Here is a 16721-nt window from a genome sequence, read left to right as displayed (position 1 = left end):
GTCCGCGCTTTTTGCGGTATCTGAAATAACTTGGGCAGGTTGATTTGTGTAAGTAAATTCTTTATCGATTCCTAATGTTCTGAGTATTTGTTGGAGCGGATTAGAGCATTTTCGCTTCTAGTCCTAACAATTGAGATCAGCCAAGTACGGTTTTTCTTGAGGAAAAACCGTGTAGGCAGTGGTCGCGTTGTAAGCACCGGAAGCGAAAATGCTGTAGTGAAAATGACTATCTTATCCTTACGGAATGCTTTCAAATTCGGGCCTAGAATCAGTGGGTTATGAGTAGTGGCTTGCACCTGCTGTATTTGAACCCGGTTGCCTTTCTCAGGCGAAGGCGTTGGGTCGGGTCACTCGACTATGACTTGCGAGAGTATCCCGATCCTTTATGAATGAACCCAAGACTTACTTTGTCGTTCCGACGCATCGATTGCGCGATGTGAGTGAAACAATCCACGAGTATGACGAACATTTCTGGCGCAACGGCCACTCGCCGCAGATGATTGTGTTCGATGATTCCACTCCCACCAATGTTGAGAAGTATTTCAGTTGTCTGGATGAGACGAAGACCCGATGTGACCTGTGGTATGTAGGTCCGAGGCAGAAGGAGGAATTCATCTCCTATGTCAACTCAAGACTTAGAAACAATCGATTAGAGCCGCTGGTCAAGAATCTCTTCCGCCCCAGTTATGGGGGAAATCGAAACTACACATTGATGTACTCGCTGGGCGGGCTGATGGTTAGCTCGGATGACGATATGCGTCCTTATTCGCTGATGGAGGATAGCCCTGAGTCGCTGGAAGATGACGAGATCAGCCGTGGGCGGTTGCATAAGGTGGGCAAGAACGGCTATGTGCGCAAGTCGTTCGATATGATGTCGGCGTTCTTCGATGTGCTGGGCAAGCCGGTTTCGGAGGTTCCGGAGAACTATGAGCGCGGCGAGCTGCTGGTCGATACGGCGATGGATCTGGAGACGAATGCGACGAAGGGGCTGGCTGAAGAGAACGCGATGCTGTTGCAGCGGGGGAATGTTCCTGAGAATGCGGTGGTGAAGATTGCGCAGACTTTCCGATCGGGGACCAATGATATCGACGCAATCGACTTTGTGGATATGTTCCTGAATGACGAGCAGCAGGTGAGCCTTGATGTATTGAATGACTTATATGTTCTGGTGAACTTCCGGCCGGTGGTTACGAACAAGAATTGGCGGATGGATTGCGGTGTGGCGGGTTATGACAATACTTTTGGGCTGCCTCCGTTCTTTCCGACGCGATTGCGTTTTGAGGATTACATTTACCGGCTGTGGATACAGCAGAACAGTATCGTGGCGGCGCATGTGGATGCGGCGCAGCATCACAGCAAGAGTAACTACATGCGGAATCCGCCGGCTTCGGAGATATTGAATGAGGAGATTGCGAATCTGCTGAAGCGGAAGATCAAGTCTTCGCTGACGAGCGTGGATGACCTGGGAATCAGCTTCGATTACTCGGGCGAAGTTACGGCGCAGGATGCGGAGGAGATTCTTGAGAAGATTACCGGACTGCATTCGCGGGCGCTCAAGGGCGCGGAGACGGCGAAAAGCCAGGAGCGGGTAGATGCGCTGAAGATTTTCGCGGCGAATCTGCAAAAGGCTTTCTATGGGTTTGAGCCGGATTTCTTTCAGCACAATCTTTTGCGGATTGTGGATGATGCAATCGGGGTGATCAAGGCTTCGATTGAGCTGTGGCCTACGCTGGTGGAGATCTGTTATTTCCAGAAAATCCGGCATGGTTTGCCGATGTTGCACCTGGGCCGGGCTGCGAGGTAACCGCCTTGTTTGGTCTGGGTTAGCTTGACTGCGTGGCTGCAGGTTGCGGAATGTGGTTGAATAAGAAGGATGGGTACTCCTCGTAAGTTGACTGCGCACGGGCGGATGCTGGCTGCAAAGCGCAACGTGCGCGAGCTGGCGTTGGTCGGCAGGGCGCTGGCCTCGACCGGGCATCCGGTGATGGCGCAGATTGTGCCGATGCGCTTCTGCAATCTTTCGTGCGCGTATTGCAACGAGTACGACAAGGTTTCGAAGCCGGTGCCGCTGGATGAGATGGAGCGGCGCATCGATCATCTGGGGCGGCTGGGGACGAGCATTATTACGATTTCCGGTGGCGAGCCGCTGACGCATCCGGAACTGGATGGCGTGATCCGGCGGATGCGCAAAGTGGGCGCGATGGCCGGGATGATCACCAATGGCTATCTGCTGAATGTGGAGCGGATCGAGCGGCTGAACCGGGCTGGCCTGGACCACATGCAGATCTCGATCGACAACATCAATCCTGACGATGTTTCGATGAAGAGCCTCAAGGTGCTGGACAAGAAGCTGGAGATGCTGGCCGAGCACGCCGAGTTCCACGTGAATATCAACTCGGTGGTGGGCGGCGGCATAAAAGACCCGAATGACGCGCTGGTGATCTCGAAGCGCGCGCTGGAGCTGGGTTTCAGCAACACGATTGGGATTATCCATGACGGCAGCGGGCAGTTGAAGCCTTTGCAGCCGGAAGAAGCGAAGATCTACTTTGCGGTGAAGAACCTGAAGCGGCGGAGTTATTCGCGGTTTAACCAGTTTCAGGAGGCGATTGCGCAGGGCAAGCCGAATGACTGGCGCTGCCGGGCAGGTTCGCGGTATCTGTATATCTGCGAGGATGGGCTGGTGCATTACTGCTCGCAGCAGCGCGGGTTTCCTGGGATTCCGCTGGCTGAATACACGACGGCGGATGTGAAGCGGGAGTTTGTCACTGCGAAGTCGTGTTCGCCGAACTGCACGGTTAGCTGCGTGCATCAGATCAGCTATATCGACCACTGGCGGACGCCGCAGACTCGGTCCATTTCGCCGGGGGGACACGCTGGTGAAGCGCCGGGGTTGGTGACGATTCAGGGTGCTAATTAGACACTCTTCCGTTCCATATAAAAACAAAACCGCCCCGAATGCAGTAGGTTCGGGGCGGTTCTTTTTTGCGGCGTAGCTATTTCGACGCGCGGGTGTCGGCCAGGGCCTGGTCGATTAGCTGGAAGAGTTTGGTGCGATCTACCACTTCTACAAATGGGGCGCCTTTGGACTGGCTGGTGGCTACCCAGATCGTCGGGGTGTGTTCGATGCCGACTCTCTGGCCGAGGGCGTAGTCGGCTTTGACGGCCGCGGTGAGCTTGCCCTCGGGGTCGATGGCGAAAGGCAGCGCGAGCTTGTGGTCGGCGGCGAATTTCTCGGAAAAGGTGCGCAGGACTTCGAGCGAGGTGATGGAGGGCTGGTTGGCGAAGACGGCGTCGCGGTAATCGTCGCCGATTTTCTTGGATTTCGTATCAAACCAGCGGGCGTTGACGGCGGCCTGGAAGCTCCATGCGTGGAAGGCGAGGGGGAAGTCGTGACGCACCCAGGGGATGTGGTACTGGTCGCTGGCTTCCTTGAGGAGTGGGTTGGCGCGGGCGCAGTCGGGGCACTCCATGTCTTCGAATTCGATGATGGCGACGCGGGCGCCTGCTGGCGGCCTTAGCGCGGAGGGGTCGTGGACCTGGGTGGTGGGCGGCGCGCCGCCGAACTGGGCTAGTGCCGGGGCGGCGAGTGCGCCGAGGGTCGCGAGAGCAAGGGCGGCGGAGCGGATCGGATGGGTGCGGAGCATAGGCTTTGGACGATGTCCTCGACAATATTGTAACGGGCGAGCGGCGCGAGGAAAGAGCTTCGCTGCTTCGATTCATCGTCAAAGATCCCGGAGTTGGGGCGATTTTCCGCTTATTTGACGCCCTTGGTGTCAGCCAGTGCCTGATCGATGATCTGATACAGGTTTTGAATATTGGTCACTTCGATAAACGGCGCCCCGCGGCTGTGGTCGGTGACGATCCAGATGGTTGGGGTGTGTTCGATGCCTGTTCGCACACCCAGGTTGTAGTCCGCCGTCACCCCGGCTGCGAGATTGCCCTGTGGGTCGAGAGCAAACGGTAACTGGATCGCATGGTTCTGGGCGAAACTCTCCGTGAATTTCCGCACCAAAGTAGGGTCGTTGTAGAAAGAGGGCTGGTTGGCGAAGATCGCGTCGCGATATTCGTCACCGAGCTTCTTTGATTTGGTGTCGAACCAGCGTGCATCCACGGCGGCCTCAAAACTCCAGGCGTGCATTTTCAGCGGGAAATCATGGCGAACCCAGGGAATGTTGTACTTGGCAGCCGCCGCCTTCAGAACTGGATTGTCATGGCCGCAGAGGGGGCACTCCTGATCTTCGAACTCAACGATCGCTACGTGCGCACCAGCCGGTGGATGCAAGGCGGAAGTGTCGTGGACCTGGGTTCCGCTCGGCGACCCGCCAAACTGCGAGAGCGCGGGGGTAGCGGCGACAAGACTGGAAAGGAGAACTGCCAGGATGGTGGCGCGGGATGAATTCATAGGGTTTGGACGTTTTCCTTGAAGCGATTGTAACGGGCGGATATGGAAAAGAGTGACGCAGAGACTATTTGGGCTGGTCCCGCTCGTGTTTGCGAGCGGCTATCCACTGCTTCCATTTGTAGTCGGCGATGAGGGATATGGCTACGAGGACTAGCGCGACTAGTCCGATTATGATTTTCATGACTGAGAACAGGATCGCACGAGGCGCTTACTCCGCTGACTCGTCCGGGGACAGAGGCTCGGTGAATTTAATCTCGTTCCCCGAGCTGTCGTTTACGCGGAAATCGCGGTTTCCCCAAGGTTTACGCAGAATTCCCTGCGACAGATGAGCGCCGCGCTGAACCAGCTCGTCGTGTAGCGCTTCGAGGTCGGGGGTGAAGATGTGGATGCCGACCGGGGAATGGGAATGGTCGCTGTCTCGAAAGAGGTGGATGGCAACTTCGTCGCGCTCGAGGATCGCGTAGTCTCGGCTTGGCAACTCTGAGACGAGTTGAAAGCCGAGTTTCTGCTGGTAGTAATCAATTGATCCCTGGAGATTGGCGACCGGAAGTTCGGGGGCGATCCGCGAAAGTCTTGCCATAGGTCGTTTCCTCCTCTGCATGCTACATTTCTGCGGCGGGGCGGATCGCGAAAAGCTTAGCACGCACGCGAGATCCTGTGTCTTGGTATTGTGATTATTTCTGTGGCGGGCCGTCGCGCTGCTCCCTGCTGGCCGCGATCCATTGCTTCCACTTGTAGTGAGCGATCAGGGAAACACGATGAGGACGAACAGGACGACGCCGATTAGGAGTTTCATGGCTAGGAGCAGGAGCTAGACGTCATGCTCCATATGTCGAACTTGGGCTTTCCATCTATGAGTCTTATTCCAGCGATTACGAAGCCAGTCCCCTGCCAGGACTCCCGCGTTGCATGACCGCATCCGATCATGATGAAGTCTCCTTTATCGACACGAACCTCTCGCAGTTCAAAGGACCGCAATCGTGGACGTCCGCCGGTATCGATGACCTCTCGCATGGCAGAAATGAACTCCTGCTTACTCATATCAGGGGCGTCTCGACGTCCGAGAAGAAGTTCGTTTTTGAGGTCGGAGGTCTGATCCTGAATTTCCCAAAGATCAGCCCAATTTTGTTTCTCCTGATCGTTTATGTATCTTTCGACGGCTGGTTTGAATAGAGACTTTTGCTCTGGTGTCAGCGTTCTATAAGGGTCATTCGTGGCTCCCAGTAACCCTAAAGTTAGGAGCAACAGAGCCCAATTTGCCCTATTTTTCATGCGGTCAGCTTATCACTCGGTTGTCGGCGATCAAAATCAAGGGTCTAAATCTGGATATTGTTGGGCGCATTGTCGTTGAGGTTGATTCCCTCTGTGTGATAGGCTTCGTCTTCTTTAGTGAAGACGCTGACGCGCTGCTCTATATCGCGTAAGCGCCTGCCGGAGTTATTCCGCATGACGGAGGACGGCAGAAGTAGCGGAATGGTCGCGCTCTGCGGCCTGCGTCTCAGCCTTACCTGGGTTTGGGACCACAAAGACGCCCAACTGGACGCCATTACGAATTCCCTGGGTCTGGGGAGGTCGCTGGCTTTGGCGGTATCCCACCCTAAGCGCGATGAGGCTGCGCTTAGGATGGGGCCCCGGTTCTCTGGTTGGGCGCGGCTTTTGGGTTCGTGCGGCGCACGAATGAGGCCTAGGTCTCAAAAGCGCGACCTTGGGCACCCGCTAGTCAAAAGCAGATCCATCGCTGCGCTCAGGATGACAACGCTCGTCAATTTCAATTTCGCAACCTTCAAGGAGAATCCCTATGAAAACTTATCCGGGAAGTGAGATCCGCAATGTAGCTGTAGTGGGGCATGCGCGGAGCGGCAAGACTACTTTAATTGCCGCGCTGTTGCATGCCGCGAAGATGACCGCAGCAAGGGGCAGAGTTGCAGATGGTTCTGCTGTGACCGCTTATGACGAAGAGGACGTGGCGCGCGGGACGACGATGCAGAATGCAGTGGCCTTTGCTGAATGGCAGGGAGTGAAGATCAATCTTGTGGATACGCCCGGATTTCATATGTTTTCGCATGAGGCGAAGGCCGCGATGCTGCCGGTAGAGGCGGCGCTGGTGCTGGTGAATGCGCAGTGCGGCGTGGAGGCGGTGACGGAGCGGGTGTGGAAGTATGCCGAAGAAGCGAACCTGCCGCGGATTGTGGTGCTGAATCAGATGGATTCTCCGCGGGCGGGCGGCGGGCAGGGATTGTCGGCGCTGATGGAGGATTTGCATGAGCGCTGGGGGCGGACGTGCGTTCCGGTGCAGCTTCCGATTACTGGCCCCGAGGGGTTTCATGGGGTGGTGGATCTGATTACGATGCAGGCCTTTTTCTACGAGACGAATGGGAACGGATCGGGGCGGATTGGCGAGGTTCCGGGGCACATGCTGGCGGCAGCGCGCGCGGCTCACGAGGCGCTGGTGGAGCTGGTGGCCGAGGGCAAGGATGAGTTGATGGAGGAGTTCTTTGCCGAGGGGACGATTCCGGAGCAGCACCTGATTACGGCGCTGCATGAGGCGATTCGCGAGGATCGGATATTTCCGGTGTTGTTTACGAGCGGCGAAGCCAATGTGGCTACCGATCATCTGCTGGACTTTCTGAAGGTGTATGCGCCTGCAGCCTCGGAGCGGGCGGCAGTGGCGGTGAGCGGCATCGAGGTCATGGAGACGGTGGCCGCGAATGGTCACGCGGCTGGATTGGGCGCAAGTGGCGGCGAGGCGGAGCATGGGAATGGCGAGGTTTCGGGATACGGGAGCGGGATGGGCAACGACAAGAATGACGCCGACATCGTTCTGCGGCCGGTGGCGGACAGCGAACCGGTGGCGCTGTTTGTCTTCAAGACGATGAGCGACCCGTTTACGGGCCGGATCAGCTTTTTCAAGGTGGTGAGCGGGGTGGTGAAGACGGATTCCTGCGTGGAGAACTACGCGCGCAAGGGGCAGGAGAAGCTTTCGCATCTGAGCGTGATGCAGGGGCGCAAGGCTGTCGAGGTGACGGAGCTTCATGCCGGGGATCTCGGAGCTGTGGCCAAGCTGCGCGATACGTTTACGGGCGATACGCTGGGACAAAAGGGCGCGGAGATTCGCGTGGAATTGCCGGAGCGGCCTGAGCCGAGCATGACTTACGCGATTGAGCCGAAGACGCGGGCGGATGAGGACAAGCTGGCTGGGGCGCTGCACAAGATCATGGAGGAGGACCAGTTGGTGCGCTTCTTCCGCGATGCGGAGACGCATGAATTTCTGGTCGCTGGGTCGGGCCAGCAGCATATCGAGGCGATTGTTTCGCGGCTCAAGCGGCGGTATCACACCGAGGTGACGCTGAAGGCTCCGAAGGTGCCGTATCGGGAGACGATTCGCGGCAAGGCGGAGGCGCAGGGACGGCATAAGAAGCAGTCCGGCGGGCATGGCCAGTATGGGGATTGCAAGATTCGACTGGAGCCTCTGCCGCGCGGGACTGGATTTGAGTTTGGCAACGAGATCTTTGGCGGTTCGATCCCCAGGCAGTATGTGCCGGCGGTCGAGAAGGGGATTGTAGAGACGGCGCTGCGGGGATTCCTGGCCGGGTATCCGGTGGTGGACTTCAAGGCGACGGTGTATGACGGCAGTTATCACGAGGTGGATTCGAATGAGCTGTCATTCAAGGTGGCGGGACGGCTGGCCTTCAAGAAAGCGATGGAGCAGGCGAAGCCGTGTCTGCTGGAGCCGATTATGAAGGTGGAAGTGGAAGCTCCGGAGGAGTTTGCCGGGGCGCTGATGGGGGATCTCAATGGGCGTCGCGGCCGGGTGCAGGGAATGCAGGCGCGTGGCAAGGCGACGGTGATTGCGGCGGAGGTTCCGATGGCGGAGATGCTGAGTTATGGAACTACGCTGACTTCGATTACCCAGGGGCGGGGTAGCTTTCACATGGAGTTGAAGCATTACGACGTGGTGCCGCAGTTAGTGGCGGAAAAGATTCTGGCTACGGCGAAGAAGCCGGTGGAAGCTGAAGAGGAGTAACGGCGACGGATAAACCGCTGACAAAGATGAAAAGCTTCCCTCGGGGCCTAAAGGCCGACTGATTTTGTGGTGTCTATGGCGCGGCTAAAGCCGCGCCCCTTCAAAGCTGAGGGTTTTTCATCAATCTGAAGCAGATCGCAGGCTACTTGATTCTTTCCCGTGCGATTTTCACGTAGTCGTGGGAGGCCTCAATGTGTGCTTCCTGGGAGACGAGGAGCTGACGGACGGGCAGAGGCAGTTCTCTGGTGAGTGCATCTTCGTATGCTTTGATGGCTTCGTCTTCTGCCTGCTCGGCGGTTTCGAGGAGGGCGTGATCGCCGCCGAGGGCGGTCTTGAGGTTGCCCCATGCGCGAAGGAGCTTGGCAGTCATGGTGCCGCTTTCCTTGATGTCGGCAACGCCTTCCTGATGAAGGATGGTTTCGAGGTTGCCGCGGAAATGAGCGCGATTCAGGGACTCAGTCAGGAAGTAACGCTTGAGGCCTTCGTCCTTCAATGCGTCGCCGATCTTCTGGAATCCTTCCTGATCGTCTATGAGGCTCTGAATGACGAGGCGCAAGGTTTCTTCGACTTCCTTGAGGGTGTTCGATGGGGTGGGCATCTCGTTCCTTTCGATTAGGGGAGTTATCGAGCTGTTTGGGGGATGTACGGACAGGGTCCGGTGACTGTCATTGCGATTCTCCTTCGTCACCGGCGAGTCAGGGAAATCGCGAAAACCAAGCGCCCCTGTTCCGTACCGAACGTGTGGCCATTGCGGGGGCCGATGCGTTCCTTGGTATAGAAGCGCGATTCGGTTTCGCCGTTGCCTTTGGGGTGCTTTTCTGCTCAGGTGAAAATAGAACCGCCAATGAATCAGATAGCCGATTAACGTCGTTCTAGGCTACTATTAGTGGCATTAGCCGGATCCCCGCTTTGGAGAGCCCCGATGAAGATGCCCGCCGCTGTACGACCTCGCCGCTAAGGATTCCCTCGGGTTGATTTCCTATTGCGCCGCTTGATTGCGGTCCCCGAGGAAACCTCCACTTCGGGTACTTGCACTGCACATTTTGTTTTGCATGGCAGCGTGACCCTACTGCTGGCGCCATCGTCTGGATGGTGCTGTGGAGATCTTTATGTCTGCTACGGAAATAACTACGCCGCAGCATCCGGATGGCGTGACGCATGGATTCTGGTCTTCGGTGGGAGAGGCTTTGCGCGGCTCGCACCAGGACTTTACCTCTGGCGACCTGAATCGCTCCATTCTCTTGCTGGCGATTCCGATGGTTCTGGAGATGGTGCTGGAATCGCTGTTCGCGGTTGTAGATGTGTTTTGGGTTGGGCGGCTTGGCGCGAATGCTGTGGCTACCGTAGGGATTACGGAGACGCTTCTGGCGCTGGTCTTTGCGATTGGCCTTGGCGTCGCGCTGTCGACTACGGCGATGGTGGCGCGGCGAATTGGAGAGAAAGATCCGGAGGACGCGGCGATCTCTGCTGTGCAGGCGATTGTGCTTGGGCTGCTGATCTCGGTGGTGCTGGGGATTCCGGCGGGCTTTTTTGCGCCACGGCTGTTGCAGCTGATGGGTGCTTCTCCGGCGATTGTCGCGGTGGGGTCCGGCTATGCGCGCGTTGCCTTGGGCGGATGTGGCGCGATCATCATGCTGTTTCTTAACAATGCGATCTTTCGGGGAGCGGGTGATGCTTCGGTTGCGATGCGGCTGCTATGGGTATCGAACATTCTGAATCTGGTGCTTGATCCGTGCCTGATCTTTGGGCTGGGGCCGTTTCCGCATATGGGGGTTACGGGCGCGGCGACTGCGACGTTTATCGGACGGAGCATTGGGGTGCTGGTGCAGTTCTGGCTGCTGCTGCGCGGGACCGAGCGCATTCACATCCTTGGCCGGCATTTGAGGCTGAACTTTGTTGTGCTTTGGAGGCTTTTGCGGGTTTCGCTCTCGGGTATTTTGCAGTTCGCTATTTCGAATGCGAGCTGGATTGGACTGGTGCGCATTGTTTCGCTCTTTGGTGGGGCCGCGGTTGCCGGTTACACGGTGGCGATTCGCATTGTGATTTTCTTTATATTGCCGGCGTGGGGGTTGAGCAATGCGGCGGCGACGCTGGTGGGGCAGAATCTTGGCGCTCGGCGGCCGGATCGCGCGGAGCAGGCGGTTTGGCGGACGGGTTTTTACAACCTGATCTTTTTGGGGACACTGGGGATCTTTTTCATTGTCTTCGCGACGCCGATTGTGCGGCTGTTTGTGCATGATCCTGCCGTGGTGCCGATTGCGGCGATGGCGCTGCGGATATTTAGCTGCGGGAATATGGGCTATGCGTATGTGATGGTGATTCTGCAGGCCTTCAATGGGGCGGGGGACACGGTTACTCCGACGATTGTGAATTTCTTCGGCTTCTGGGTGCTGGAGATTCCGCTGGCCTGGTGCCTGGCGGTGCCGATGCATTTTGGGGTTGAGGGTGCGTTTGTGGCGTTTGTGATTGCGCAGTTTGCGATTGCCGGGGCGAGTGTGGTGCTGTTTCGGCGGGGGCGGTGGAAGCGGATTCGGATTTAAGGGTGTTCCTGGCAGAATTCTTGCAGGGAACGAGCTTTACGCAGCTCGTTTCCTGCTTGAAAATGCTGAATCGATTGAATCCTCGGGCTGGTTACTTCATCTGAGAGAATAATGTTCGTGCAAAGGCTGCAAATCTCTGATTTTTGGCGGGTCGGCGTGCCGGTGTTGGCTGCGATTTTGATTGCATCGGGCGCGGCGCCGGTCTTGCGGGCGCAGTCGGCGGAACTGCCGTCAAATCCGTCGCCGAATCCGAGCTCCTTGAGCAACCCGTATTACGGCAGCGTCACGCGCTATCCGGCAACGGACGGGGTGTTGAAGCTGTCGCTGGATGACGCGGTGCAGCGGGGTTTCGCCACCAATCTGGGTCTCAAAGAGGCCGAACTCAATGAGACGGCGTTTCATGGAGATCTGAAAGAGGCGGTGCAGTACTTTCTGCCCTCGATTACGGTGAGCGGCGGGCCGAGCGTGCATGAGTACAACCTTGCGGCGCTTGGCTTTGGGCCGGGGCTTTTGAAGAAGGTCGGTGGTTTGTTTCCGGGCACGGATTTCAGCGACATATCGTTCATCACCAAGGCGGATGTGACGACCGGGCAGATCAATTATGAGCAGACGCTGTTTTCCGGGCAGGTGATCGATGGATACAAAGCGGTAAAGGCGGCAGAGAAGGCCGCTTACTTTGCAAAGACCCGGGCCCGGGGCGAAGTAGTGCAGCAGGTTGCGACTGCGTACCTGGCGGTGATTGCGGACCAGAGCGAAGTTGAGAACGCAAAAGCGTTGATGGATGCGGATAAGGTTCTGTTTGACCAGGCTCATGCCAAGCATGAGGCCGGGACCGTCGCGAATCTGGATGAGCTGCGCGCGCGGGTACAGTATCAGCAACAGCAGCAGACGGTGGTGGCCGACGAGAACCGGCGCGAGAAGGCGGAGATTCTGCTGAAGCGGGAGATTGGTTTGGTGCCAGGGCAGAAGATTGAGCTGACCGATCCGAATCCGTATAGCGAACTGGCAGCGCGGACGCCGGAGGATCTGAAGACCGAGGCTTACGCGAATCGGCAGGATTACCAGAATCTGCAGGCCCAGCAGCAAGAGGCGAAGATGGTGCTGGGCACGCGCAAGCAGGAGCGGCTGCCGGCGCTGACCTTCAAGGGCAACTACGGGGTTACGGGTGTGAACGGAGTTGGGTATCACGGAACGCTGTCGGCGATAGGAACGCTGCAGGTGCCGATCTTCCGCGAGGGCACGCTGCGGGGCGATACCGAAGTGGCCAAGGCGCAATTGGAAGGCGTGAATCAGCAACTGGGAGATTTGCGCGGCCGGATCGATCAGCAGGTTCGTTCGGCGCTCCTGGATGTGCAGGCGGCTGAGGAACTGGTAAAAGTGGCGCGGTCCAACGTGGATCTGGCGGCGCAGGCGCTCTCGGATGAGACGGACCGCTTCAATGCGGGGATCGACGACACGCTGCCGTTGGTGCAGGCGCAGTCGACGTTGCAGAGTGCGCAGAGCAACCTGGTTCAGAGCCTGTATCAATTCAATGTGGATAAACTGGTGCTGGCGCGTAGTACGGGCGTGCTTGAGCAGCAATACAAGGTTTACCTGGGACGGTAGTTCCTGTCAGTAGATCGCAGGTTCCAGATGCGGTACCTGCGGCACCTAAATCTTGTTTTCATCAACAATTACTCGATTGGGATGTCGATTTTGTCTCCGGGCAAAGCGACTCGCAGGCTCCAGTCGCCTTCGGCGCGCGATTTTCCGTTGGGCAGTGGGTGGAGTTTGAATAGGTACAGTACGTTGCGTTCCGGGTCGTCGAAGGCGGGAAATCCGGCGACCTGTTCGAGCGAGTAGTGGACGTGGAGATCCTGGAGTGTGCCGGGGTCCAGGTCGTTCCAGGCGGCGTACCAGCCGGGCTGGTAGAGAGCCATCTTGGAGGGCAGGTCCATCGTTCCGAAATCATCGCACAGAGTTGGCAGATGGGAGATCAGGGTGATTTCATCGCCGCTGATTGAGACCAGCAGGCGTTTGCCGTTGGGATGCTCGTCGATGTAGCGAGTGAGGTTTTGCGCGGCGGTGACCCACGTGTACTCGGGATGGAAGACATAGCGCAGGGTCCAGATGCCGTTGACGGTCGCGGTGACAACGACGACTCCGAGGATTGCAAGGCCACACTTGCGGGCCAGCGTTTCCTGATACAAAAGCTGCGCGGTGACGCGGACGACAATGAAGAAGCAGAAGAAGCCAACGACGACAAAGTAGCGCGGCTGGGGATGGTTCTGATAGGTCATGAAGCCGATGTAACCGGCGACGGCGACGACGGAGCCGGAGAAGAGCGGATCGCGCCAGAGACCGGCGGTCCAGTTTGGCCGCCAGTTTCGGGCCCGGATGCGGATGCGGGTATAGAGAGCGGCGAGAATGAGCAGCCCGGCGAGAGGAATGAGAACGAGGTCGACCCAGAGGCCGCCGTGGAAGGACCACCAGAAGCTCATGAAATGGCCGTAAAGGTCGTGGGGTTTTTCGTAGGCGTTCACGAAAAAGAGATATTTGTAGTCCGCAAAAAGATCGTAGCTGACGACGAGGAGCATCCACAGGCTGAATGAGATGGCTGCGGCTCCTCCGGCGGCGACGAGCAGGCGCAGGAGCTTGCGTTTGCGGTCCCAGAAGGGCAGGATGATGATCCACGCAAGGGCCGGAAGCAGGAAGACGGCGGTGGTCTTGGTGAGCAGCATTCCGGTGAAGAGCACACCGATTAACGCTGAGACGCCCTCTTTGTGCTGGTATCGGGGGAGGCGAATGGCGAGGTTCATGGCGGCGAGGGTGAGCGCCATCAGGAGCGGCTCGAGGATGGCGAGGCGGCTGAAGCAATAGAGAAACGGGCTGGTGACGAGGAGCGTCACGGCGAGCAGGCCGACCCAGCGGGGGCCGCGTTCGCGGAAGAGCTTGTAGCTCAGGAAGAGATTCAGGAAAAAGAAGGCGATTGCGAGGGCGCGGACGGCCTGCGGAGTGACGCCGGTGACAAAGAAGAGCAGCCACTCCAGAAAAGGCCAGACGGGGACGGCGGGCGCGGGGTTGAAGTCGCCTGGGACGTACCAGTTGTGAAAAAGATGGGAGCGGATGGCGGCGTTGCCGTACCAGCCCTCGTCGGTGTACTTGGACCAGTCCTGCCAAGGGGAAAAGTTGGGGAAATCGGCGCGGAGGTGCCACGCGTGCGCAGCGGCGAAGAGCGCAATCAGGATGATCCACAGTGTGTACGCGAGGCGTTTCGGGGTCATCAGAAGCGGGATCTCCTGCAGCAGCGGTCAAGCTGGTCTATCCAAAATGTATCGAGTATGGGGCTTCATGGCGAGTATACAAGCGAACATGTCGGGTCAAACTGGATTAAAGCCGGATTCTGAGCGGGCCTATGAGGCGGAATTGATCCGGGCTATTGAGGCTTGCGGAGCTACTAACTGGCTGCTGATTGAATCCCGAAGCGGGCTGATAGTTCGCGCTGGCCGAGCCGGGTGACATTCAGGGCTCGGCTATCGAGGTCGCGCGTGACCCACTTTCGCTGCAAAGCCGTTTGCAGAAGAGCAGCGCCGAGCGCGCCCCCGATGTGAGGCTTTCGCTCGCTCCAATCCACGCACGCATAGGCGAATCGGCGGCGCAGGCTTCGGGTTGCTGCGATGTCGATTCCCAGAGCTTCGAAGGCCTTGTTTCCGGCGGATGTCAGGTCGAGCGCATCTTCGGGCTTTGAACCTGATTGCTCGGAGGCTTGGATGATCCAGCCTGAATTGACGAAGCGAGAGTGGAGAGAGACTGCAACCGTGCCTGCCATGTGGTCGTAGCAGGTGCGGGCATAGCGCAGGGGAACAGGCGTGGTTGGAGCGTACTGAGGCCGCGACCCTCCGGCTACTACCATGAGTGCTTCGAGCGCGCTGGCCACGTCGGCTCCTTCGAGGCTGTAGTAACGGTGCTTCCCCTGAACAAGCAGTTTTATCAGTCGCTCGGCCATTAGGCGGTTGAGGTGTACGCTTGCGGTGGAAGGGCTGACCTCGGCCACCGTCGCGAGTTCGGTGCTGGTGCGTGCGTGACCGTCCAACAGGCAACAGAGGATGCGCGCCCTGGATGGTTCGCCGATGGCTGCCGCGAGACGGGAGAGTGCGACGTCGCTTACGGGACTGATATTCGTGCTTCTGAGTCTTGTACTGGTTCTTGTATGAGTCGTGGGTCTCAAGTTCGCATCCATGATGTGACGATAAACGAAGTATTGATGTTGGAAAAGAGGCATACTTTCCTCATGCGATTCCCGAGACCGGTTGTGCATTCCGTCACTCGCCGCGAAGCCATTGTGGGAGCGGTTGCTTCCAGTGTGTTGCTGACCCCTGCTGGAAGCGTATTTGCAGATCCGGCTCAGGACTTGTCACAGAAGAGGAGAGGAATGAAGATTACCTGCGTTATTCGCTACCAGATCGATCCGTTTCAACGGGATAAGTTCCAAAAGTATGCCGAGAACTGGGGGCGCATCATTCCCCGTTGCGGCGGCGAACTTGTCGGATATTTTCTTCCCTATGAGGGGACGAATGATGTGGCTTGGGGATTGATTGCCTTCGATAGCCTGTCGACTTATGAGGCGTACCGGGCGCGGCTCAGGGCAGATCCGGAAGCGCGAGCGAATTTTGCCATGGCGCAGGCCAATCGCCTGATTCTTCGCGAAGAGAGAAACTTTGTGGAAGTAGTCGATGGGACGTTTGGAATTGCTGCAATTTCTTCGGAGAAAGGATGACTCTGTATGTCGACGCAGGATGAAAAAGGACTGGTCTTCCGCGCGCTGCATCAGCGCAGTGGTGCGTTTGTCATTCCTAACCCATGGGATGTGGGTACGGCCCGGGTGTTGGCCGGATTGGGCTTTGAGGCTCTGGCCACGACCAGCGCGGGCTACGCTTTTTCGATCGGGAGGCGAGACGGCGCAGTTGGCCGCGAGGCGATGATCGGGCATGTAGCTGAGATTTCCGAGGCCACGGATCTGCCGGTGAGCGCCGATCTTGAGAATGGTTTTGGGGACCCGCCGGAGGTTGCCGCGGAAACGATACGAATGGTTGCGGCTGCGGGAGCTGTGGGTGGTTCCATCGAAGATGCGACCGGGCGGGCGGACGATCCGATCTATGCGGAAGACTTTGCGGCGGATCGGATTCGAGCTGCGGCAGAGGCTGTGCGGGGTCTGCCTTTCGCATTTACGCTGACTGCCCGGGCGGAGAATTATCTGTACGGGCGTCCAGACCTTGCAGGTACGATTCGCAGGCTGCAGGCGTATCAGGAAGCGGGCGCGGATGTTCTGTATGCACCTGGGCTGACGAGCCATGATGAGATTGCGGCTGTAATCAAATCAGTCGATCGGCCGGTGAATGTGCTGGTCGGATTCAAGGGGATTCAGCTAAGCGTGGCAGAGGCCTCGGCCATGGGCGTGAGGCGGCTGAGTGTGGGCAGCGCTCTTGCCCGCGCCGCTTATGGTGCGCTGCTGCGCGCCACCAAAGAGATGCGGGAGCAGGGGACTTTTACATTTGGCGACGATGCGCCGAGCTTACGCGAGATGACTGCGATGTTTCCGAAGTAAAGGTGGTGGTCAATTTGAAAAGAGGCCAACCCTCAGGGGCTAAAGCCCCCCGATATTGCAGGACTTAATGTACGGGCTAAAGCCCGTACCGTTCAAACTGACCCACTACCGAAATAAGGAATTGGCGGCTGGCTGCCGGGAGAGGGAAGGGCCAATGCGATCGCACTGGCC

15 protein-coding genes are annotated in these 16721 nt (G+C 57.9%); 8 read left to right on the top strand and 7 right to left on the bottom strand.

The window, feature by feature from the left end:
* The first annotated feature begins 385 nt into the window (after positions 1–385).
* Complete coding sequence (locus OHL23_RS02750) at positions 386–1804, top strand: hypothetical protein (protein ID WP_263350245.1); 1419 nt, start codon at positions 386–388, stop codon at positions 1802–1804.
* 69 nt (positions 1805–1873) lie between these two features.
* The gene (locus OHL23_RS02745; RefSeq protein ID WP_263350244.1) at positions 1874–2917 is read left to right on the top strand and encodes a radical SAM protein; all 1044 of its coding nucleotides are present in this window, start codon (positions 1874–1876) and stop codon (positions 2915–2917) included.
* A gap of 76 nt (positions 2918–2993) precedes the next feature.
* Here OHL23_RS02745 and OHL23_RS02740 read toward each other — a convergent pair whose 3' ends face one another.
* The 3 genes from OHL23_RS02740 to OHL23_RS02730 all read right to left on the bottom strand — a co-directional run bounded on the left by OHL23_RS02740 (position 2994) and on the right by OHL23_RS02730 (position 4982).
* Entirely contained in the window at positions 2994–3644 is a 651-nt protein-coding gene (locus OHL23_RS02740; protein ID WP_263350243.1) for a DsbA family protein, read from the bottom strand.
* Positions 3645–3754: 110 nt separating this feature from the next.
* Positions 3755–4402 (bottom strand): DsbA family protein, encoded by a 648-nt coding sequence (locus tag OHL23_RS02735; RefSeq protein ID WP_263350242.1) that lies wholly within the window; start codon positions 4400–4402, stop codon positions 3755–3757.
* A gap of 208 nt (positions 4403–4610) precedes the next feature.
* The gene (locus OHL23_RS02730) at positions 4611–4982 is read right to left on the bottom strand and encodes a VOC family protein (protein ID WP_263350241.1); all 372 of its coding nucleotides are present in this window, start codon (positions 4980–4982) and stop codon (positions 4611–4613) included.
* 329 nt (positions 4983–5311) lie between these two features.
* Between OHL23_RS02730 and OHL23_RS02725 the strand changes: the two genes are divergently transcribed.
* Complete coding sequence (locus OHL23_RS02725) at positions 5312–5575, top strand: hypothetical protein (protein WP_263350240.1); 264 nt, start codon at positions 5312–5314, stop codon at positions 5573–5575.
* 143 nt (positions 5576–5718) lie between these two features.
* Here OHL23_RS02725 and OHL23_RS02720 read toward each other — a convergent pair whose 3' ends face one another.
* The gene (locus tag OHL23_RS02720) at positions 5719–5949 is read right to left on the bottom strand and encodes a hypothetical protein (RefSeq protein ID WP_263350239.1); all 231 of its coding nucleotides are present in this window, start codon (positions 5947–5949) and stop codon (positions 5719–5721) included.
* A 251-nt stretch (positions 5950–6200) separates the two neighbouring features.
* Here OHL23_RS02720 and OHL23_RS02715 point away from each other — a divergent pair, with 251 nt between their 5' ends.
* A complete protein-coding gene (locus tag OHL23_RS02715) occupies positions 6201–8426 on the top strand; it encodes an elongation factor G (RefSeq protein WP_263350238.1) in 2226 nt (741 codons plus the stop codon).
* Positions 8427–8568: 142 nt separating this feature from the next.
* Here OHL23_RS02715 and OHL23_RS02710 read toward each other — a convergent pair whose 3' ends face one another.
* The gene (locus tag OHL23_RS02710) at positions 8569–9024 is read right to left on the bottom strand and encodes a PA2169 family four-helix-bundle protein (protein ID WP_263350237.1); all 456 of its coding nucleotides are present in this window, start codon (positions 9022–9024) and stop codon (positions 8569–8571) included.
* Positions 9025–9535: 511 nt separating this feature from the next.
* Between OHL23_RS02710 and OHL23_RS02705 the strand changes: the two genes are divergently transcribed.
* Together OHL23_RS02705 and OHL23_RS02700 are read left to right on the top strand one after the other, a co-directional pair.
* A complete protein-coding gene (locus OHL23_RS02705) occupies positions 9536–10966 on the top strand; it encodes an MATE family efflux transporter (protein ID WP_263350236.1) in 1431 nt (476 codons plus the stop codon).
* Between the two features lie 111 nt (positions 10967–11077).
* Complete coding sequence (locus OHL23_RS02700; protein WP_263350235.1) at positions 11078–12571, top strand: TolC family protein; 1494 nt, start codon at positions 11078–11080, stop codon at positions 12569–12571.
* A gap of 68 nt (positions 12572–12639) precedes the next feature.
* Here the strand turns inward: OHL23_RS02700 and OHL23_RS02695 are convergent, their stop codons facing one another.
* On the bottom strand, positions 12640–14229 hold the full coding sequence (locus OHL23_RS02695; RefSeq protein WP_263350234.1) for an ArnT family glycosyltransferase: 1590 nt from the start codon (positions 14227–14229) through the stop codon (positions 12640–12642).
* A 173-nt stretch (positions 14230–14402) separates the two neighbouring features.
* Positions 14403–15227 (bottom strand): ArsR/SmtB family transcription factor, encoded by an 825-nt coding sequence (locus OHL23_RS02690; protein ID WP_263350233.1) that lies wholly within the window; start codon positions 15225–15227, stop codon positions 14403–14405.
* A 9-nt stretch (positions 15228–15236) separates the two neighbouring features.
* Here OHL23_RS02690 and OHL23_RS02685 point away from each other — a divergent pair, with 9 nt between their 5' ends.
* Positions 15237–15722, top strand: a complete 486-nt coding sequence (locus OHL23_RS02685) for an NIPSNAP family protein (RefSeq protein WP_263350232.1) — start codon at positions 15237–15239, stop codon at positions 15720–15722.
* Between the two features lie 6 nt (positions 15723–15728).
* Positions 15729–16550, top strand: a complete 822-nt coding sequence (locus tag OHL23_RS02680) for an isocitrate lyase/PEP mutase family protein (RefSeq protein WP_263350231.1) — start codon at positions 15729–15731, stop codon at positions 16548–16550.
* Positions 16551–16721: the final 171 nt, after the last annotated feature.

Origin of the sequence: Acidicapsa acidisoli, from assembly GCF_025685625.1 — a bacterium.
GTDB lineage: Bacteria > Acidobacteriota > Terriglobia > Terriglobales > Acidobacteriaceae > Acidicapsa > Acidicapsa acidisoli.
The sequence above is the reverse complement of the archived record's forward strand: the minus strand, read 5'-3'. Positions and strand labels throughout refer to the sequence as shown.